Origin of the sequence: Ruminococcus flavefaciens 007c (assembly GCF_000571935.1) — a bacterium.
Classification (GTDB): Bacteria; Bacillota; Clostridia; order Oscillospirales; family Ruminococcaceae; genus Ruminococcus; species Ruminococcus flavefaciens_F.
The window spans coordinates 136335-155567 of the sequence record NZ_ATAX01000026.1 but is presented as its reverse complement, the minus strand read 5'-3'; the positions used below and the strand labels follow the sequence as shown (position 1 = coordinate 155567).

Annotated in this window: 18 protein-coding genes and 1 other RNA gene; 7 read left to right on the top strand and 12 right to left on the bottom strand. The window is 48.0% G+C overall.

The window, feature by feature from the left end; all coding sequences use genetic code 11:
• The first annotated feature begins 250 nt into the window (after window positions 1–250).
• On the top strand, window positions 251–1390 hold the full coding sequence (locus tag RF007C_RS16565; protein WP_051456626.1) for a hypothetical protein: 1140 nt from the start codon (window positions 251–253) through the stop codon (window positions 1388–1390).
• Window positions 1391–1546: 156 nt separating this feature from the next.
• Here the strand turns inward: RF007C_RS16565 and RF007C_RS10550 are convergent, their stop codons facing one another.
• From RF007C_RS10550 to RF007C_RS10535, 3 genes are all read right to left on the bottom strand, one after another.
• On the bottom strand, window positions 1547–2203 hold the full coding sequence (locus tag RF007C_RS10550; protein ID WP_037299701.1) for a hypothetical protein: 657 nt from the start codon (window positions 2201–2203) through the stop codon (window positions 1547–1549).
• Between the two features lie 269 nt (window positions 2204–2472).
• On the bottom strand, window positions 2473–3225 hold the full coding sequence (locus tag RF007C_RS10540; RefSeq protein WP_037299695.1) for a hypothetical protein: 753 nt from the start codon (window positions 3223–3225) through the stop codon (window positions 2473–2475).
• A 12-nt stretch (window positions 3226–3237) separates the two neighbouring features.
• On the bottom strand, window positions 3238–3684 hold the full coding sequence (locus RF007C_RS10535) for a LytTR family DNA-binding domain-containing protein (protein WP_019680332.1): 447 nt from the start codon (window positions 3682–3684) through the stop codon (window positions 3238–3240).
• A gap of 360 nt (window positions 3685–4044) precedes the next feature.
• Here RF007C_RS10535 and RF007C_RS10525 point away from each other — a divergent pair, with 360 nt between their 5' ends.
• From RF007C_RS10525 to RF007C_RS10500, 6 genes are all read left to right on the top strand, one after another.
• Window positions 4045–6462 carry a GH36-type glycosyl hydrolase domain-containing protein gene (locus RF007C_RS10525; RefSeq protein ID WP_037299690.1) on the top strand — a complete coding sequence of 806 codons (2418 nt, stop codon included), beginning with the start codon at window positions 4045–4047 and terminating at the stop codon, window positions 6460–6462.
• Window positions 6463–6896: 434 nt separating this feature from the next.
• Window positions 6897–7217, top strand: a complete 321-nt coding sequence (locus RF007C_RS10520) for a DUF6442 family protein (protein ID WP_037299688.1) — start codon at window positions 6897–6899, stop codon at window positions 7215–7217.
• 21 nt (window positions 7218–7238) lie between these two features.
• The gene (locus tag RF007C_RS10515) at window positions 7239–7568 is read left to right on the top strand and encodes a DUF6442 family protein (protein WP_037299686.1); all 330 of its coding nucleotides are present in this window, start codon (window positions 7239–7241) and stop codon (window positions 7566–7568) included.
• Between the two features lie 12 nt (window positions 7569–7580).
• On the top strand, window positions 7581–7793 hold the full coding sequence (locus RF007C_RS10510; RefSeq protein ID WP_430344445.1) for a helix-turn-helix transcriptional regulator: 213 nt from the start codon (window positions 7581–7583) through the stop codon (window positions 7791–7793).
• A 140-nt stretch (window positions 7794–7933) separates the two neighbouring features.
• Window positions 7934–8434: an RNA polymerase sigma factor gene (locus RF007C_RS10505; RefSeq protein WP_019680326.1), complete on the top strand. Its 501-nt coding sequence runs from the start codon at window positions 7934–7936 to the stop codon at window positions 8432–8434.
• Window positions 8424–9332: an anti-sigma factor family protein gene (locus tag RF007C_RS10500; protein ID WP_019680325.1), complete on the top strand. Its 909-nt coding sequence runs from the start codon at window positions 8424–8426 to the stop codon at window positions 9330–9332. The genes RF007C_RS10505 and RF007C_RS10500 overlap by 11 nt, the downstream gene beginning before the upstream one ends.
• Window positions 9333–9465: 133 nt before the next feature.
• Here RF007C_RS10500 and RF007C_RS10495 read toward each other — a convergent pair whose 3' ends face one another.
• The 9 genes from RF007C_RS10495 to ffs form a co-directional block, all read right to left on the bottom strand.
• A complete protein-coding gene (locus tag RF007C_RS10495; RefSeq protein ID WP_037299684.1) occupies window positions 9466–10497 on the bottom strand; it encodes an ATP synthase F0 subunit B in 1032 nt (343 codons plus the stop codon).
• A gap of 163 nt (window positions 10498–10660) precedes the next feature.
• Window positions 10661–14122: a transcription-repair coupling factor gene (mfd, locus tag RF007C_RS10490; RefSeq protein ID WP_037299679.1), complete on the bottom strand. Its 3462-nt coding sequence runs from the start codon at window positions 14120–14122 to the stop codon at window positions 10661–10663.
• An 18-nt stretch (window positions 14123–14140) separates the two neighbouring features.
• A complete protein-coding gene (pth, locus tag RF007C_RS10485) occupies window positions 14141–14767 on the bottom strand; it encodes an aminoacyl-tRNA hydrolase (RefSeq protein WP_037299675.1) in 627 nt (208 codons plus the stop codon).
• A gap of 111 nt (window positions 14768–14878) precedes the next feature.
• Window positions 14879–15643 (bottom strand): histidinol-phosphatase, encoded by a 765-nt coding sequence (locus RF007C_RS10480; protein WP_037299672.1) that lies wholly within the window; start codon window positions 15641–15643, stop codon window positions 14879–14881.
• A gap of 61 nt (window positions 15644–15704) precedes the next feature.
• Window positions 15705–16382, bottom strand: a complete 678-nt coding sequence (gene ispD / locus RF007C_RS10475; RefSeq protein ID WP_037299669.1) for a 2-C-methyl-D-erythritol 4-phosphate cytidylyltransferase — start codon at window positions 16380–16382, stop codon at window positions 15705–15707.
• Window positions 16383–16458: 76 nt separating this feature from the next.
• Window positions 16459–17061: a recombination mediator RecR gene (gene recR, locus RF007C_RS10470; protein WP_019680319.1), complete on the bottom strand. Its 603-nt coding sequence runs from the start codon at window positions 17059–17061 to the stop codon at window positions 16459–16461.
• Between the two features lie 6 nt (window positions 17062–17067).
• Window positions 17068–17418 carry a YbaB/EbfC family nucleoid-associated protein gene (locus RF007C_RS10465; RefSeq protein ID WP_019680318.1) on the bottom strand — a complete coding sequence of 117 codons (351 nt, stop codon included), beginning with the start codon at window positions 17416–17418 and terminating at the stop codon, window positions 17068–17070.
• Window positions 17419–17481: 63 nt separating this feature from the next.
• On the bottom strand, window positions 17482–19095 hold the full coding sequence (gene dnaX, locus RF007C_RS10460) for a DNA polymerase III subunit gamma/tau (RefSeq protein ID WP_019680317.1): 1614 nt from the start codon (window positions 19093–19095) through the stop codon (window positions 17482–17484).
• 37 nt (window positions 19096–19132) lie between these two features.
• Window positions 19133–19231, bottom strand: an RNA gene (gene ffs / locus RF007C_RS17000) — signal recognition particle sRNA small type.
• Window positions 19232–19233 lie beyond the last annotated feature (2 nt).

Here is a 19233-nt window from a genome sequence, read left to right as displayed (position 1 = left end):
CTGTCCGTGCCGTGAAAAAACATGACCGCCCATGATGCCGCGGAACTTTTCCTTATTCATTTACTAATATGCACCGTCCGGAAAATAGTTCCACGCCTTATTCTGTTTCACTCCTTTTTTTCGCCTGTTTACTCCATGATCGTTGCCGTCAGCAGGATCTGATGATATACTATGATCATGTTGTACAGCACAGAACGCAGAGCGATCTGCAAATCAAATTTAAAAATGATATAAAAAGGGAGTATTAAAAATGAATAAGAAACTCACAGCAGGAATTGTGGCTTTATTTGTTGCCGCTACAATTTCAGGAACTACACAGCCTATTTTCAATATTGGTTTTGCAAACAGCAGCATTGTTGCTTCGGCAGCAGATTCGATACCTCAGGCATCATACATAGCACACGTACAGTCCAAGGGATGGTTGAGCTATGTAAGCGGCGGTGAAACTGCCGGCACAACAGGCGACTCATTAAGACTTGAAGCTTTAAGAATCAGATTTGACGGTGTTAGATATCAGGCACACGTACAGTCTAAAGGTTGGGGAGATTGGGTAGATTCCGATGATCCAGTAGGTACAGTAAACGAAAAGAAAGCTATTGAGGCTGTACGTATCAAGCTTACAAACGATATGGCTAAGAAGTACGATATATATTATCGACTACACGTTGCACATTATGGTTGGCTTGGCTGGGCTAAAAATGGTGAACCGGCAGGTACCACCGGCGGAAGAGTCCGTGCTGAGGCCATTCAAATAAAGGTAGTCAAGAGAAATGCGAGCTTTGACAGAGGCACTCAGAAGCCTTATATGGAACTCACGCTTCCCGAAACAAATACGATAACAAAAGCAGATATCCAGGCAGTATGCAATAAATACGGCTATGCCAACAATAAATACTGGACAACTAACGGTTCAACTTATTTTACCAGCTGCAAGACACCTGCTTACGCTTCAAACAATAGAGGTGCTGTAAATGGCTGGAACAGCTTCTCTTACAGAGGATGCAGCCAGTGCTACGGATTTGCCGATTATGTAATGGCAAATGTTGCTTCAAACAAGAAGGGTACAACAGTCGAGATCGACGGTCAGCAGAACTCCTGGGCATACGGATCGGTACATAACGGTTTCAAAAAGCTCAGCGGTTCAACAGCAGGCACTCTTAAGATAGGTGATATTGTCAGAGCAGGAAATAAAAATACAACAGGCGTAGATCAGCACAGTGCCATCGTTTATGATATAGATGCAAACGGCAATGCAACATTCCTTGAAGTATGGGGCGCTTCCGGACAGATAAGCTTCTCATCTCGCTTCGGCGGCTGGTCCTATGGCCCGCGCACTCTTTCTGAATTCAATAATTTCGGCATAAACTATATCCTTCGCTACGAAGGTTAAAAACTCAGGAACTGCGGTATATACCGCAGTTCCTTTTTTTGCACAGAAAAGCTGCCCCGGGAGTCTCGTTACGACTCCCGGGGCAGCTTTTCGCGTATATTAAATCTCTTTACCACCCTTATTAAGCTTTGCTATAAATATTCTCTGAACCTGTAATCAGAATCTGTTTATAGCTCCCTGCTCGAAAACAATTTCGTTCTTTACATTTGAAATGCGTTCTTTTTCTATACCTGAAACGGTAACTCTCTCACCGATAGCACTTGTAGCAGGAATACGCTCTGCAACTGCAATAGCATTGTTTCTGTCGATAGCATTCATCTCTCTGATGATGGTATTAGTAACTGTTCTGTTGCCTACAAACTTGTCAATCTCGCCATATGTCTTTGCATTGATAGTTTCAAATCCTCTGAAGTTCACAAGATCATAATTTCTTACGCGGGGATCTCTGGGGCCTACGATTGTCGGAACACCATCAACGATGATGATGATTATGATAACGCCGCCTCTGATGATAACGATGATCCTGCCCTTCTTGCGTATCTTGAGCGGAACACTTCCGCAGCCGTGATCGGGATCAAATGCTGTAACTCTGCCACCAAAAACCGTAGCTGCCTCTTGCGTAGCTTTAACACCGGTAACTGCCTGAACTCTTGCAAGCTCTACCACGGCTTCATTCTGTTTTGTCTGAGCAGTGAATTCTGCTATACGATTTGTCTCGCCCGCTGCACTTGCGGAAAACGAACCTGACATTGGAACTGCACACATAACTGTAGCTGCGAATGCTGTAAAAATCTTCTTAAAATTAACCTTCATAATAATTCTCCTTAATAAATAATATAGATAATAAATTTTTGATGTTGACTTTCGTTTGTTTCAGGTGTTGCGCAACCCTATGCTTTTATTATACTCGAATTTCGTACTTTGTGAAGATGACGATTGTCATTTTATCAAGGACAGCCGTCACTTCCCGAATGACATATGTAACAGCGAAAGCACCGAATGGCCAGACAACCTTGTATAATGCCCGGAAAACAGAACAGGCGGCCGATAGTGCCGCCTGTTGACTCTCTTTTATTCTTTTTTTAATCCCAGCTGTCAACTGTAAGCCCCAGCTGCGGACAGGCTATCGAGCCCGACTCATGTATCTTAAAATCAAATTTATAGCTTTCATCAGGCTCTTCATTCAGGAAATGCTCTGCATCACTGCTGTAATATAGATCATAGCTGAATGTAAACTCTCCCTTATATCCGCCGACATCTATTGCCACAAGTGAATCGGGGCATAATATATCTCCCCAGTTCTCATTGTAAAAACTGTATTTTATTCTTTCACAGGCTATTATATCGTCTTTGTTCCTGTCGCCCACATAGTCCGAAGCAACAAGGATCGTCGGAAACATTTCGTACACACCCTGTTTTGCAACATATATCTCCAGCAGTGTATCGTCGTATTTTTCTGAAAAGTGCATATATCCTTTTATATCATCGCCGAATTTATATCCCGCAAACAGCGAATCATCAAGTATTTCATCTCTTAAAAAAGCTATACTCGGATATACTGCAAGCTCTTTTTTCTGCTTGCTCACTTTTGCACTGAAAACTGATATTACTATCAGCCACACAATTATCAGTCCGATGATCGTTCCCAGAAGTGTTGTCACCACAAACTTCACAGGCGACATCATTGGTTTTATATCAGCATCTCTGCCCTCTGCAAGACGTTTGTTTATCTTGCGTTTATATGATATCTTATAAACCGCAAATGCTATTACCGTTATCATCAGCACTATCGCTATAGGGATAATGATGCTTAAAATATTTATTCCTGCTCTCATGTTCACCCCTCCTTATATTCCCATAAATTCCTTGAATATGTAGTAATATGTCCGCGTAACATCGACCTTTGCACCGTTTTTCATAGTCAGCAGGAACTTCTGCGACAATGCGGGGCGTATGCTTTTTATGTGCGACAGCGATACAATGACCGAGTTGCTCACACGTATGAACTCCTTCGGATCAAGTATCTCAACAAGACGCCTGAGCGTCTCAGACAGTCTGTATTCCTCACTGCCGCAATATGCTACTATATCATGTGCAAAACTCTCTATATGCGAGATATCTTTTGTTTCGAGCCTGTATATCTCCTCATTGCGCCGCGCTATAAGATGCGATACCGTAACATTCTGCTCGGAGAGTATGAGCTCAGCATCATCGTCGATATCTATGCCTTTTTTTATAAGTTCAGCCGCTATGGAGTCATAATGTTCATCGCTGACAAGCAATTTTATTTTCATTTCCGAATGACCGCCTCCTTTATTCCCTGTATCACCGATAAGCTTATCTGTTATTATTATAAATTGAGCAGTAAAAAAAATCAATACTCTCTGCATACCTTGCACGTACAGCACCACAATTCTCAAAATTCAGAGCAAAAAATCCTTACGGAAAGTATTCCGGACCATGTTATAAACTCTCAGCACAATTGTGATAAAATATTACAAGCTGTATCAAAAAACCTCGGTTTTCAGCCAGTTGTTTACGATATGTTCATCAATACCCCCTTGTCAAAACTGTTATTTGATGATATAATTAATGTGATATTTTCTGCCCGAGGAAAGCACTGTCCGACGGCAGCTCAGAAGGAGAAATGATATATGCAGTACGGACACTTTGATTTAGAAAACAAAGAATACGTCATCACAAACCCCGCCACTCCCGCACCATGGGCAAATTACCTTGGCGATCCCGAGTACGGCGCTATGATCTCAAACAATGCAGCAGGCTACAGCTTTGTAAAATCGGGTGCCAACGGAAGACTTTCACGCTTCCGCTTCAATTCTGAAATGGCTCTCCCGGGACGCTACATTTATATCAGAGACAATGATAATGCGGACTACTGGTCGGCTTCATGGCAGCCCGTAGGCAAGCCCCTTGACCAGTACAAGAGCGAATGCCGCCACGGCACCGCCTATACAGTTATATCTGCGGAGTATTCAGGAATAAAGTCCGAAACTACATATTACGTTCCCTACGGAAAGACCTATGAGGTATGGAGAGCAAAGCTCACAAACAGCTCCGATAAGGAGAGAAAGCTGTCTGTATTCGGCTTCATCGAGTTCACCAACGAGCCCAACTACGAGCAGGATCAGGTAAATCTCCAGTACACTCTTTTCATAACACGCACAAGCTTTGAGGGCGGAAACCGTATAATCCAGCACATGAACGAGAATACAGGCTTCGACGAGAACGGCTACAACGGTCAGGAGCGCTTCTTCGGCATGGTCGGTCAGCCGGTTACCGCAAGCTGCGGAAGTCTCAGCGACTTCATCGGTCCGTACAGAACATTCTCTAATCCTATCGCTGTTGAGAACGGCAAATGCAGCAATGTAATGAACTACAATTCCAATTCCTGCGGCGCTCTCCAGAGCGATATAACACTTGCTCCCGGCGAGACAAAGGAATTCATATTCGTACTCGGCGAGCGCAAGGATCCCGAGGCTGCTGCAATACTTGAGGAATACAAGGCAGCAGGCAAGGTGGACGCCGAGGTAAAGCAGCTGAAGGACTACTGGCACGGCCAGCTCTCCAACTTCAGGGTTGATACTCCTTCCGACGAGTTCAACAACATGATCAATGTATGGAACGCTTATCAGTGCTTCATTACATTCATCTGGTCAAGAGCAGCTTCATTCGTATACTGCGGCCTCAGAAACGGCTACGGCTACCGTGATACAGTTCAGGACATACAGGGTATCATTCACCTCGATCCCGAAATGGCAGCCGAAAAGATCCGCTTCATGCTCTCCGCTCAGGTAAGCAACGGCGGCGGACTTCCTCTTGTTAAATTCGACCACAATGCAGGCCACGAGACCTGCCCCGACGAGAACGACGAGCACAGCGTTTACGCTAAGGAAACAGGTCACCCCTCATACCGTGCAGACGACGCACTGTGGCTCTTCCCCACTATCGTGAAGTACCTCGGCGAAAGCGGAAACAAGGGCTTCCTCGATGAAGTAATCACTTACGCGGAAGAGGGCGGCGGAAAGGCTACTGTTTACGAGCACCTCAAGAACGCTATCCGCTTCTCTATGGAGCGTCTCGGCAGTCACGATATGCCCGCAGGCCTCCACGCCGACTGGAACGACTGTCTCCGCCTCGGTGCTCAGGGCGAGTCCACATTCGTGGCATTCCAGCTCTACTATGCTATGAACGTAATGCGCGACATGGCTAAGGACAAGAATGATACAGATTATATCGCATACCTCGATGGCGCTCAGAAGAAGCTTGGCGACGCCCTTGAAAAGTGCTGGGACGAGGACAGATTTATCCGCGGCATCCGCGACAACGGCGTTATCGTCGGTGCAAAGAAGGATCCAGAGGCAAATATGTGGCTCAATCCTCAGAGCTGGAGCGTAATATCACGCTTTGCATCTGACGAACAGGCTGAAAAGGCTATGAACAGCGTTCATGATATACTCAATACACCTTACGGAGCCAAGCTCCTTGAGCCTCCTTACAAGTATCACCACTTCAAGGGCGCTCTCATGCAGGTATTCAATCTCGATACAAAGGAAAACGGCGGTATCTTCTCACAGTCTCAGGGCTGGCTGATACTTGCGGAATCTCTCCTCGGACACGGCGACCGCGCATTCGAGTACTTCCTCGAAAGCTCACCTGCCGCTATGAACGACAAGGCTGAGATACGTGTTATGGAGCCCTACGTTCACGGTCAGTTCACCGAGTCGAAGGCTTCTCCTTACGAGGGACGTTCACACGTTCACTGGCTCACAGGTACAGCTTCCACAGTAATGGTAGGCTGTGTTGAAGGTATCTGCGGTATGCGTCCCGACCTGGGCGGTCTGACCATTGCTCCTTCGATCCCTGCAAAGTGGGACGGCTTCAGGATCGAGAAGAACTTCCGCGGCAAGAAGCTCAACATCGCTGTTGACAACTCCGCACACGTTCAGAGCGGAGTAAAGGAGATAACTCTCAACGGCGAGAAGCTCACAGGCAATTATGTTCCTGCGGACAAGCTCAAAGACGTAAACGAGATAAAGGTAGTTCTCGGTTAATTAAGAACTTAGAACTAAGAAAGGGCGGATAATTCCGCCCTTTTTTGCAGCGTGACGCTGCACCCTATCCACATTGATGATTGTGAGCAAGTGAAACAAGCGTCAACGTGGCAAGGCGGCGCGGTCTCCGCGCTGTAGGGGCTGCCTTTGGCAGCCCGTGCTGATATCATCGAATCTTGCGGGCGGCGGAACGCCGCCCCTACAAATGGTCATACATAATTTACGTGGGGATTGACGGGCGCACACTGTGTGCCTCTACATTATTGTGCAAACTGTTATGTTTTGACTATATCAAATTGTATATTCATACAAATCTGACAAGTTTGCTTTGCAAAGTCTTGACAAGTACACTTGGCAATGCTATAATACAATCATACCAAGTATACTTGTCAAAAACTGCCAACAAAACTTTGCATGATATGGGAGAGATTATTATGAATAAAGAAGATATACTCGCAAAAAGCAGACAGGAAAACAAGAACCGCGATGTCGCTGAAATATCTCAGACAAAGGACGCTTCACGGTTCGCTATAATACTCAGTCTTGTCTTTTATTGTATATATTCCATGCTTGCTCTGTTCGCTGACAAGCCTTTTAACAGCGGCGTTTCAGCTATAGAGACCTGTGTTATTTTTGCAGTTTACCTGCATAAGTCAATAAAGACAAGAAAAAACGAGCATATATTATGCGCTGTACTTATGGGAGCAGCATTCCTTATGTTCTCATTTGTGGCAATAATTGAACTCTTTCAATAAAAAATAAGGTGGTGTATCAATATGAATAGGGAAGAAATACTCGAAAAAAGCCGTCAGGAAAACAAGAACCGCGATTACGTCGAAATAGAACGCATGAAAAAAAGCACTTTTTTCGCTCTGATGTGCAGCATATGCTTTACCTGCTTCTGGACTGTTATCTCCATAATTGCTACATGGCGTGTGAATTTCGCTGTTATCGCAACGGAATTTTTTATGATATTTTCAATGCACCTGTATAAAGCCGTCAAAGAAAAAAAAGCTGTTGACATATTCTGTGCGGCAAGCTCGGCATTCTCATTTCTTATATTCTTTACAATAGCGATATGCGAGCTTTTCGGCTTCAAACCATAAGGCGGTGACTGCATGATAGACGATTCGCTTGTGCTCCGAAACCGCCTCAAAGAGATACGCAAGGAGCAGAGACTTTCTCAGGACGAGCTTGCACAAATGGTGGGCGTATCACGCAATACCATCAGCTCCATAGAGACAGGACAGTTCAGTCCCACAGCTAAGCTGGCACTGATACTATGTATAGCTCTTGACAAGAAATTTGAGGATATTTTTTATTTTGACTGATATTATAAAGCGCTTCCGATACTGCCGGAAGCGTATATTTGTTTCATCCTGAAAAATTTTTTTAAGCTGTCATATTCCCGCCGCAGCAGGTACTAATATACAGATACGTATCTTACAACAAAAACAGGAGGTGAATGCTGATGGATGAATTTGAGGAGATCTATAATAAATTCCGCCCGGATGTCTACCGCTTTTTGCTTTGTATGTCCTATTACGACCATGCCGCAGCCGAAGAGCTGACTCAGGAAACATTCTATCAGGCATTTCTCTCCTTCGGGAAATTCCGCGGCGAATGCAGCCTGAAAACATGGCTGTTTCAGATCGCAAAGAATATCTATGCTAAATATGTACGCAAGGAATCACGGCAGCGCGATATTGCTGCCCGTCAGTCCGATGAGTCAGTCCCGCCGCCCACCTGCGCACTGGAAAAGAAGGAGATGCTCTCGAGACTGCGTGATCTTGTGGACGAGCTGGACGAGCCTGCACGGTCGGTAATACAGTACCGCCTGTACTCGGGAACGAGCTACGCCGAGATCGCTTTTTTGCTGAAAATACGTGAAAATACAGCAGCTGTCATATACAAACGTACTGTTGTCAGACTTCGCAGGACAATGAAAGAGAGGTATGGATATGAAATATGATCATGATATAATACGCGACCTGATACCCATTTGTATCGACGGTATCGCATCGAAAAAGTCTCAGGAAGCTGTAAAAAAGCATATCGCAGAATGTCCCGACTGCAAAAAGGAGTGGGAACAAATGAAAAACGATATACAGACCTGTGAAAAGATCACTCTGCCCGAAGATACGGCAAAATACAAAAAAGCCGCCGAGCGTGTACGCAAGCACCACCGCTGGATGCTGCTGAAAACGACCTGTGCTGTGATCGCTTCCTTATTCGTAATAGGTATAATCGGAAACTTTATCGACGGCGCAAGATTTACACCCGAAGCTGCTGCAAAGCTCAGTTTCAAAGAATTTTCAGGCGATATGTATGAAACTCCGGAAGAGCGGGAAAATGCTCCGAACCCCGAGATAACCATACTCGGCACCATAAAAAGCAGCGACGGAAAAGTTGCTGATACCTATGCGCTGATATATAAGCCAGACCTCGATATATCAATGCTTGCAGAAAGCATCTCGCAAAGATGTGATATGCTGAGAATGGGTATGTGGACAGGCGGCGGCGGAAGCTGGGGCAATAATGCGGATAACGGCATAAATATGTCCGGCGGCGGCCATTCATGCAGTGACTGCAATAAGGACTATCATTTTATCGCATTTTATGTCACAGACAAACAAGTAAAAAATATAAGCTTTATAAATGAAGGGAAAACATATACATTATCCCCCGATGAAAAAGGCTTCTGCGGTATGAGCTGGGAAATGCCTGCAGACCAGTTCAAGGACTGCAATATCCATGAGGGCACGGCAACCGACGAAAACGGCAGGGTTCTCTACACCATACAGCAGGTCACCGGAAAAACAGACACTGGCTATGAATACACATTATACGACTGGGTAAAAACCGAATAGCAAGATGCGGGCGCACATTGTGCGCCCGCAAATAATATAACCAACAGAAAAGCCATAGTATTTCCGACTGCATATCAGAAATGCTATGGCTTGATATTCTATATAGGCACCTCTCTTATATCCGAAGCGCTTTTTATTTTTTCTTGCCTTCTTCGATCAGTCTGTTGGCTTCGGCGATAGCCTCCTGAGCCTGCTTGTTGATCTTGTCCAGCTCCTGCTGTGCGGTATCGATGGACTTGCCGATATCCTTTTCAGCTTCAGACTGAGCTTTTCCGACCTCTTCCTTTATCTCGTCCTTGGCCTTTCCAACTTCGTCCTTTACCTCGTCCTTGACCTTCTCAGCCTCGTCAACTACCTTTTCGGCAGCTTTCTCCAGCCTTTCCTTTACCTTGCTGCCTGCATCCTTATCTATCGGTATAGACTGACCTTCCTCATCGTAAAAGATGATATTGTCTATATACATATCCGACTCATTTGCAATGCCCCAGCGCATGATAAGGAAGTTGGGATCATCCATATCCTCCGTCCAGCACTGACCGCTGTCAGCCAGCAGGAACTTGAATACCGCATGAACAGGCCCTGAGGTCTCAAAATCGTACTCTCCGCCGCTGAACTCCTGGAAATCATACCACTTGTCGTCCTTTGCGGTAACTGTACCGCCGCCGCCGCCGATCCAGCCCGGAGCTCTTACGCCGTCGGCATCATCGGTCTTGAGATGGTCTGCTGTAGCCTTTGCGTACATATCGAACTCGATCCTGCGTACTCTTGCAGCTCCTTCATATCCCAGAAGCTTTGCTACGCTGATACCGATCTTCTGAACTTTTCCGCTGAGCGGCACTGTATTGTCATCGGCAAATTTAAGCATCTTATTGCCGAGAAGCTCCTCCACGGAAAGAGTTCCCTTTGCACAGTCGGGATCGTCGCCCTTTTCAAAGACAAAGTCGAATTTACCGTCGTCAAAGGTAATGGCATTGGGATCTGTGGGCACAGTAGGCATAGGCTGTTCTTTTCCCTTGGTCGCCTCCTCTGTGGTGACCTCCTCTGTAGTTGCTGCGGTGGTATTTTCCTTGGAATCGTTCTTTCCCGAATCCTTCTTGCCGCAGCCTGCAGCACAAGCCGCCATGACAAAAGCAAGAGCGCCTGCAATAACTCTTCTGTAGTTCATATATGTCTCTCCTTTTAACAGTATTTTCTTATTTTTACATCATCATTGTATCACAAAAAAATAGCTATGTAAAGTAAAATATCCTCCAAATCAGAATAATTTATTTTAAGCGTATTTCACAAAAATTGCTCTTTCTGAGCAAAATAGCCAAATATTGCGGAGATTATTTTTTTTCTCTGTTCCGATAGAATATCTCCACAGTCTCCTTCATCATGTCAAACGGAAGTATCTTCGGTGAGATCTTCACGGAAACGTAGGATTTTCCTACACCGTTGAAGGTTATCTTTCCCTTGTATGCCTTCTGGAGAGCGGCTATCTGCTCGGGCACGAGATATTCGGTATAGAAGTACATAGCGCCGTTTTTCTGCGAGATCTCGGTAATGCCCAGATGAGCAGCCTTGTTTCTCAGCAGTGATACGTCGATAAGTCCCACCACCGACTTCGGAGGCTCACCGTACCGGTCAATGAGCTCGTCGATGAGATCAGTCTTGTCATTGTCCTCGTTGACCAGCATTATCTTACGGTACATATCTATACGCTGATTAAGGCTGGATATGTACTTCTCGGGGATATGAGCGTCTATCTGTATATCCACAAGGCACTCGGGTATCTTCTCGGGCTGTATGCCCTTTTCCTCGGCTATGGCTTCGGATAAAAGCTGTAAGTACATATCGTATCCCACGGCTTCCATGTGTCCGTGCTGCCTGCCGCCCAGTATACTTCCGGCGCCTCTTATCTCCAGATCGCGGAGTGCTATGCGGAAGCCGCTGCCGAACTGAGTGAACTCGCGCATTGCGTTCAGCCGCTTTGTGGCTATCTCCGTAAGCACCTTGTCCCGCTGATAGGTGAAGTATGCATATCCCCTGCGGTTTGAACGCCCCACTCGTCCGCGGAGCTGATAGAGCTGTGACAGCCCGAAGCGGTCTGAATCCTCAATGATGAGGGTATTGACGTTAGGAACGTCAACGCCGGTTTCAATGATAGTGGTACATACAAGTATATCCACCTCATGCTCCACCAGCTGCTCCCAGATGTCGGACATCTCGTCCTCACTCATCTGTCCGTGGGCAACGGCTATACGCGCCTCGGGAAGGAACTCCTTCAGCCTTGAAGCACAGGCCTGTATGGTCTCAACACGGTTGTGTATATAGTATACCTGACCGCCCCTGCGGAGCTCTCTGACGATAGCCTGAACTACCGTGCCTGTATTGTACTCGATGACATAGGTCTGGACAGGGTATCTGTCCTGGGGCGGCTCCTCAATTACCGACATATCGCGTATGCCGCTCATTGCCATATTAAGTGTGCGCGGTATGGGCGTTGCGGAGAGCATGAGCACGTCCACTCCTGTAAAGCTCTCCTTGAACTTCTCCTTGTGAGCCACGCCGAAGCGCTGCTCCTCGTCGATTATGGCGAGTCCCAGATCCTTGAATACCACGGACTTCTGGATTATCTTATGGGTTCCGATTATAAGGTCTATGCGTCCCTGTTTCAGCTTCTTTATTATCTCCTCCTGCTGTCTGGGAGTGCGGTAACGGCTGAGGAGCTCAATATTCACGGGGAAGTGCTCGAAACGGCGCAGCGCCGTCTGATAGTGCTGATAAGCAAGAACTGTGGTAGGTGCGAGGATAGCGCACTGCTTGCCCGAGAGCACGCATTTCATGGCAGCTCTCAGAGCCACCTCCGTCTTGCCGAAGCCCACGTCACCGCAGAGCAGACGCTCCATAGGGCGCGGACGCTCCATGTCAGCCTTTATCTCGGCTATGGACTGAAGCTGGTCATCGGTCTCCACATAGGGGAAGCGCTCCTCGAAATCACGCTGTATCTCGTCATCGGGATAGAAGGCAAAGCCCACACTTTTTTCACGCTTGGCATACAGAGCGATAAGCTCCTGAGCCATATCCTTTACGGCGCGTTTTACGTTGCTTCTGGTTTTCTGCCATTCTCCCGAGCTGAGCTTATTGAGCTTTACTCCGCTGTCATCGCGGGGACCGATGTATTTCGACACCATATCCAGCTGGGTAACGGGTATATAGAGCTTATCCGTACCTGCGTACTGTATGGTGATATAATCCTTGATAACGCCGTCCATCTCCAGCTTGCGTATACCGATGAAACGTCCGATACCGTGTCCCGAATGTACAACAAGATCGCCCTCGGTAATGTCAGCAAGGGAGCGTATCTCCTCGGCCTTGTTCTTCTTTTTGCGGCGTTTTCTGCGGACAGAGTCCATCGACCTGCCCTGAGTGATGAGCACTGTCCTGTTCTCGGGATATTCAAAGCCTCCGCCGAAGCTTCCCGACATGAGCAGCACCCTGCCTTCGGCGGGCTGGATATTATCCGATGCCAGATCACAGGGTATGCCCTTTTCGATAAGATCCTGCTGTATAATAGGCAGTGTCTTGTCGCTGCCTGCTGCCAGAAGCATACGGAAGCCGCGGCGCCTGTACTCCTCAAGATCCTCTATGAGCTGCTTCATCTCGCCGCTCCACGGTGCGGTCTGCATGGCCTCGAAGCTGACAAGTCTGCGAAAATCTATACGCTCCCCACCCTGCATGAAGCTGCTCATATACAGGCATACACGCTTTTCGGCACGGTGCTGCACCTCAGCCAGCTCCAGTATATAGCCGTCCAGTCCCTTGCAGAGCTGACCGTCCTCCATGAGTATCTTCACGTCCTCGTTATGACGGCTGAAAACACCTGTGGCATTGTCCATAATGTCGGAATAATCGCTGAACAGCACTGCTCCGTCGATATAATCGAATACTGTGGAGGGCTCGCCGTAAACAAGGGGATAGTACTTCACGCTGTGAGCTAGTATCTCCCCTGCCCTGAGCCTGTTGACATCCGCCCCCAGATGCTCGCGTATAAGATCCATTCGCTTTCCGCGTACCTTTTTGCAGAGTTCTTCTATCTTGTCGGCAAGCTCCTCATTGTTGTAGAGCACCTCACCGGAGGGGTATATCTCCACATAGTCAAGAGCCTCCGTGCGGCGCTGGGTATCGGTCTCGAATTCGGATACTGAATCTATCTCGTCGCCCCAGAGCTCTATACGGACGGGCTTGTCAGCCTGCACGGGGAATATATCGAGGATAGAGCCGCGTATGGAGAACTGTGAAGCGCCCTCCACCTTTTCGCAGCGCTGATAGCCACATTTCGCAAGTGTTACGGCTATATCCTTCAGGTCTATCTCCTGTCCCTGCCTGAGCTCCAGACCTGCTGCGATAAGGACTCCCACGGGGATAACGGGCTGCATTACCGCCTCAATACTTGCGCAGATCACGCTGCAACGACTTTTAGCCGCCTTTATAAGGGCGGCTATACGCATATGCTCGTATTCATGGTTGGTACTGTCAACAGGAGTGAATACCAGCTCCTTTGAAGGGAAGAGGACAGCCTCCTCCGTGCCTGCCATCATATTTATATCGTCGCAGAGCTTCTTCGCCTCTGCCTCCGAGCCTGTGATGACCAGGTTAATTTTCTTCCCGCCGAGAGCGTATATGAGCTGAGCCCTGTGTATATGGGAAAGTCCCGTCACAGAGACAGGCGAGATGTTTTTACTGACGGCTTCGCTGAGGCTTTTAAAGCCTGCCAGCTCACCGAAGAGCTTTTTAAAAAATTCCATTCAGATCACCGTAAGGATTTACGAATTGTACTTGTTCATAGCTTCGTCTGTCTTCTCCTGCACCATGAGCTTTATACACTCGCAGGCATTTTTTACGGACTCGGTCATTTTCTCCGAGTCCTCCTTGCCGAACTTGCCGAGCACCCACTTTGCCAGATCGTAGTCGGGGTGGGGCTTCTTGCCTACGCCCATTTTTATGCGGGGATAATCGTCCCTTCCTGTAAGCTCGCAGATGCTGCGGAGACCGTTGTGGCCGCCATGGCTGCCCTTGCGGCGTATGCGGAGCTTTCCGCAGTCAAGGGAGATGTCATCGCATACCACTATGAGGTTCTGCACGTCTATCTTGTAGAATTCCAGCGCCTGAACTATGGCTTCGCCGCTGTTGTTCATAAAGGTAGTGGGCTTCAGCAGCAGGCAGCGCTTGCCCTCTATGGTCACCTCGGCAGTCTTGCCCTTGAAGCGCAGGCAGCTTATATCCTCGCCGAGCTGCTTTGCAAGCTCGTCCAGCACCATAAAGCCTGCGTTGTGGCGTGTATTCTCATACTCAAGCCCCGGGTTGCCAAGACCTGCTATGACATATTCTATTTTACCTCTTGCCGCAGAAGAATTTGCGGCGATCCTGTCGAACACATCAAAAATACTCATGTTTTCTCTCCTGTTTACAATACTCTCTCTTTGTAGGGGCGGCGTTTCGCCGCCCGTTAAGGGACGCACTCACGGCTCTGCCCCTGTTCATACGCTCAGCAAGTTAGCCCGTTAATCCAGACCGTCAAGCGTCTCCACTATCTCAAGTCCGAATTTTTCCGCAAAACATTTGCCCTTTTCAATTGAATCCCTGTCACACAGCGACTGCGGCAGATGCGCGTCACAGCCGATTATGGCTTTATTGCCGACCTTCTGTGCTATGCGGAAAAAGCGCTCCGAGGGATAGTGCCTGCCGCCTGTCATGCCAAGCAGATTTATCTCCACGGGGATATCCCTGCTTTTAAGATAGCGGCACAGCCTTGTAAAATGCTCCTCATAAAGCTCACTGCTGCCTGTGAAATCCAGCAGGTCGGGATGTGCGAGATAGCGATATCTTCCCGACTCCATGCCCTCGATTATGCAGTCCACGTACTGCTTCAGTATGCCCTCGTCAGCGGTGGGGACGCCCATGTAAGCGCCCTTGTACTCAACTTCATTGAAGTGCTGTCCCATTATCATATAATCAAGGGGATAGTCCGCCAGGAACCTGTCCTGAGTCTCTATAAGCTCTGGGATATATTCCGCTTCAAAACCTATGTATATCTTTATATCATCCGCATACTCCTTTTTCAGGTCGGTAAGGGATCTGAAGTAACCCTCAACCTCCGCAGGAGTCATCCTTATCTCCGAAACGTATCCGTCATCAAACACCCACGGACAATGATCCGCAAAGCCGAGCACCCTGAAGCCGCTCTCAACAGCGCTTTCAACGAATTCCCTGTCCTTTCCCCGCGCATGGCCGCAGCGGAAGGTATGGGTATGGTAATTTGCCAGCATCACAACTGCTCCTTTCAATGAATGATTATACCACTTACGGCGGTATAATTCAAGCTCCCTTTCATCTCTGCCTCAGGAGCACCTCCGCTATATCTATATCCTCGGGAGTTGTGATCTTGATATTGGTATAATCTCCCACGGTCATTGCCACCTTGCCGCCGATAGCCTCTACCAGCTGACAGTCGTCGGTGAAGTCCAGACCGTGCTCGAGAGCGAAGTCTATACCCTCGAAATAAAGATTTCTTTTGAATATCTGGGGAGTCTGTGTGATATAAAGTGAGCTTCTCGGAGGAGTATCTGTGATAAGGCCGCCGTCAACGGTCTTTATAGTATCCTTTACGGGAACTCCCAGAGTAGCACCGCCGAATACGGAAGCGTCCTTTATGACCTTTTCGATATGCTCGGGCTTGACAAGAGGACGGGCGCCGTCATGGACAGCCACAAGCCCAGTCTCCTTTGAGATCTTCTTTATACCGTTGATAACGCTTTCCTGACGGGTAGCACCTCCCACTGCGCAGTCAGCCAGCTTTGTTATGCCTGCGGCCTCTGCTTCAGCCTTTATGGCAGGAATATCGTTCTCACGTGCAACTATTATTATCTCCGCAACGCTTTCACAGGCCTGAAAAGCCTGCATGGTAACGCCTATCACCTTTCTGTCTCCCAGAGGGAGGAGTATCTTGTTCACGCCGCCCATTCTTGTGGAATTGCCTGCGCATACTATAACGACCGATGTTTTCATAATGACCTCTGTTCCGCCGCACTGCGGCAATAATAATGGTTATGCTCTTATCAAAAAACGGGCATAAAGCCCGTTTTTACATATCGTTTCTGTTTTCAAGCGCCTTGAAAAGAGTCACTTCGTCGGCATATTCCAGTATACCTCCCACAGGGAGACCGAATGCAAGACGGGTGACCTTTATTCCCATGGGCTTAAGCAAACCTGCTATGTACATAGCGGTAGCGTCGCCCTCTACGGTAGGATTTGTGGCCATGATAACCTCCTCCACACCGCCTTCGGCTATCCTGGCAAGGAGCTCCTTTACGCGGAGCTTGTCGGGAGTAATGCCGTCCATAGGCGAAAGAAGTCCGTGGAGAACATGGTATACGCCTCCGTACTCTCTTGTACGCTCGAAGGCTGTAACGTCCTTTGGATTTTCCACCACGCAGATAACGCTCCTGTCGCGCTCGGGATCGTCGCAGATAGGGCATACTTCCCTTTCCGTGAGATTCTGGCAGCATTTACAGCAGTGAACGTTCTTTTTTGCGTCGGTAAGCGCCTTTGCGAAGTCCTCAACCTCCTCGGAGCTCATAGACATCACGTGATACGCAAGTCTCTGCGCAGACTTCATGCCTATACCGGGAAGGGACGCGAACTTCTCCGCCAGTATCACCAGCGGGAGCGCGTTATGGTCAGCCATTATCTATCAGAAAAGGCCGGGGAGAGATACTCCGCCTGTGATCTTGCTCATTTCCGACTCTGTAGTATTCTCAACATTGCTGATAGCCTCGTTTACAGCGCTGATGATAAGATCCTGGAGCATATCGATATCCTCGGGATCAACGACCTCGGGCTTGAGTGTGAGAGCCTTGATAGTCTTCTTGCCTGTGATAGTTACCTCAACAGCTCCGCCGCCTGCTGTAGCAGAGAACTCTCTTGCCTCAATGTCCTCCTGGAGCTCTGTGATCTGATCCTGCATCTTCTGAGCCTGCTTGATCATCTGGTTCATATTCTGAGCGCCGCCGCCGTTTACGTTCTTGGGTATTCTTGCTTTCATTTTAAAATTCTCCTTTGAAAATATGGTTTCTTAATTTATAAATCAAGCAAAATTAATTTGCTTTTAAGCGTTTTCCTTTTCCACAGATGTCTCTATCTTGTTTTCAATGGCCTTTTTAACCAGCTGCTCCGCAAGATTTTTCTGCTCATTGACAGTTGTGGCACATTTCGCCTTTATTATAAAGCGCTGTCCCAGTATGCTCCTGATGGCAGTTTCAAGGGAATTTGCGTTCTCCTTGACCTTGAAGAGCTCCATAAAGAAGCGGTTCTGAGCGGTTATGAAGATATAGTTGCCTGCCGTACCCGCAAAGGAGCCCTCAAGGCTTCCTGCCACCGCAGGATTGATCTTCCTGAACTCTTCAAGCACATCGTTCCACTGTTCGCAGGGAACGATATCCTCAGCTCTGAGCTTCTTTATATCTATGCTGGGGATGATCTTCTCGTCCGCGGGAGAAGCGCTCGCCTCCATGATCTCGGGCTGTGCGGGAGCCTGTCCCGCAGCTGCCGCCGTTCTCGGTACGGAGCTGATCTTATCCTCCAACTGTTTTATTTTATCATATATTTCCGAATTGTCAATACTTTCAGAGGTTTTCTTTACATTTCCGCAGAGTTTTATAAGGGACATCTCGAATTCAACGCGCTTGTTCATAGCTCTGTTCATGCGCTCTCTGCACTCCTGAAGTGCCGATAATCTGTCCATAACGGTGGAAAGATCGCTCTTTTCCGCAATCGCTCTCAGCCTTGCCAGCTCGTCGGGCATACATACTATCAGCTTTTCCGCAGTCTCGGGAGAGGCCTTCAGCAGCATGATGTTCCTCAGCTGTATTATAAGCTCCTCACAGAGCCTTGTGAGATCCTTGGACATATCGTAAAGGCCTGCTGTTACTGCCAGAGCCTTTGGCGTATCCGAGTCAGATACTGCGTCCAGCATATCATATAGGTAGTCCCTGCCGGCGATACCTGCGGCATTTGACACCGCTTCCGCGTCGATGACCTGTGCGCATACGGAGCACTGATCCAGAAGAGATACCGCGTCACGCATACCGCCGTCAGCAAGCCTTGCTATCATAGCAGCTCCGTCCTCAGTCAGGTCTATATCCTCCTGACCTGCGATATAGCTTATTCGCTTTGCAATGTCCTCAGCCTTTATCCTGCGGAAATCGTAGCGCTGACAGCGTGATACGATAGTGGCGGGCACCTTGTGTATCTCGGTGGTGGCAAGGATGAACTTCACATAAGCGGGAGGCTCCTCCATTATTTTAAGGAGGGCATTGAAGGCTCCCTGAGAGAGCATATGCACCTCATCTATAATGTATATCTTATAGGCTCCGCGCTCGGGAGTATACACGGCGGCGTCGCGGAGATCTCGGATATTGTCCACGCCGTTGTTGGAAGCTGCGTCTATCTCGACTATATCCGTCAGTGCGCCGCTGTCTGCGTCGCGGCAGATGTCACATTCAAGGCAGGGATTGCCGTCCTTCATATTGCGGCAGTTTACAGCCTTTGCAAGGATACGCGCACAGGTAGTCTTACCTGTACCGCGGGAGCCTGTGAAAAGGTAGGCATGGGCAGTCTTACCGCTGATTATCTGGTTTTTCAGAGCTTCCGTAGTATATTCCTGCGATATTACGTCGTCAAAGGTCATGGGACGCCATTTACGGTACAGAGCCTTATACACAGCCTTTTCTCCTTTCAAAGAAAAATTCCGGAACATAGATGTGCAGGCTTGCTGCGGCACACAACACGCACCGCTTAATGCTGCTCGGTCTCCCGCCTGACATGGTTCACGGGGTCTTGTTGCACAGGGCCCACACAT

Excerpts from the sequence above, each read along its gene's own strand:
- RF007C_RS10520 (WP_037299688.1), top strand. The coding sequence starts at position 6,897 with ATGAATAAAGAAGATATACTCGCAAAAAGCAGACAGGAAAACAAGAAC.
- RF007C_RS10550 (WP_037299701.1), bottom strand. The coding sequence starts at position 2,203 with ATGAAGGTTAATTTTAAGAAGATTTTTACAGCATTCGCAGCTACAGTT.
- RF007C_RS10540 (WP_037299695.1), bottom strand. The coding sequence starts at position 3,225 with ATGAGAGCAGGAATAAATATTTTAAGCATCATTATCCCTATAGCGATA.
- RF007C_RS10465 (WP_019680318.1), bottom strand. The coding sequence starts at position 17,418 with ATGAAAGCAAGAATACCCAAGAACGTAAACGGCGGCGGCGCTCAGAAT.
- RF007C_RS10535 (WP_019680332.1), bottom strand. The coding sequence starts at position 3,684 with ATGAAAATAAAATTGCTTGTCAGCGATGAACATTATGACTCCATAGCG.
- pth (WP_037299675.1), bottom strand. The coding sequence starts at position 14,767 with ATGAGTATTTTTGATGTGTTCGACAGGATCGCCGCAAATTCTTCTGCG.
- ispD (WP_037299669.1), bottom strand. The coding sequence starts at position 16,382 with ATGAAAACATCGGTCGTTATAGTATGCGCAGGCAATTCCACAAGAATG.
- RF007C_RS10510 (WP_430344445.1), top strand. The coding sequence starts at position 7,581 with ATGATAGACGATTCGCTTGTGCTCCGAAACCGCCTCAAAGAGATACGC.
- recR (WP_019680319.1), bottom strand. The coding sequence starts at position 17,061 with ATGGCTGACCATAACGCGCTCCCGCTGGTGATACTGGCGGAGAAGTTC.
- RF007C_RS10525 (WP_037299690.1), top strand. The coding sequence starts at position 4,045 with ATGCAGTACGGACACTTTGATTTAGAAAACAAAGAATACGTCATCACA.
- RF007C_RS10480 (WP_037299672.1), bottom strand. The coding sequence starts at position 15,643 with ATGCTGGCAAATTACCATACCCATACCTTCCGCTGCGGCCATGCGCGG.
- mfd (WP_037299679.1), bottom strand. The coding sequence starts at position 14,122 with ATGGAATTTTTTAAAAAGCTCTTCGGTGAGCTGGCAGGCTTTAAAAGC.
- RF007C_RS10515 (WP_037299686.1), top strand. The coding sequence starts at position 7,239 with ATGAATAGGGAAGAAATACTCGAAAAAAGCCGTCAGGAAAACAAGAAC.
- RF007C_RS16565 (WP_051456626.1), top strand. The coding sequence starts at position 251 with ATGAATAAGAAACTCACAGCAGGAATTGTGGCTTTATTTGTTGCCGCT.
- RF007C_RS10505 (WP_019680326.1), top strand. The coding sequence starts at position 7,934 with ATGGATGAATTTGAGGAGATCTATAATAAATTCCGCCCGGATGTCTAC.
- RF007C_RS10500 (WP_019680325.1), top strand. The coding sequence starts at position 8,424 with ATGAAATATGATCATGATATAATACGCGACCTGATACCCATTTGTATC.
- RF007C_RS10495 (WP_037299684.1), bottom strand. The coding sequence starts at position 10,497 with ATGAACTACAGAAGAGTTATTGCAGGCGCTCTTGCTTTTGTCATGGCG.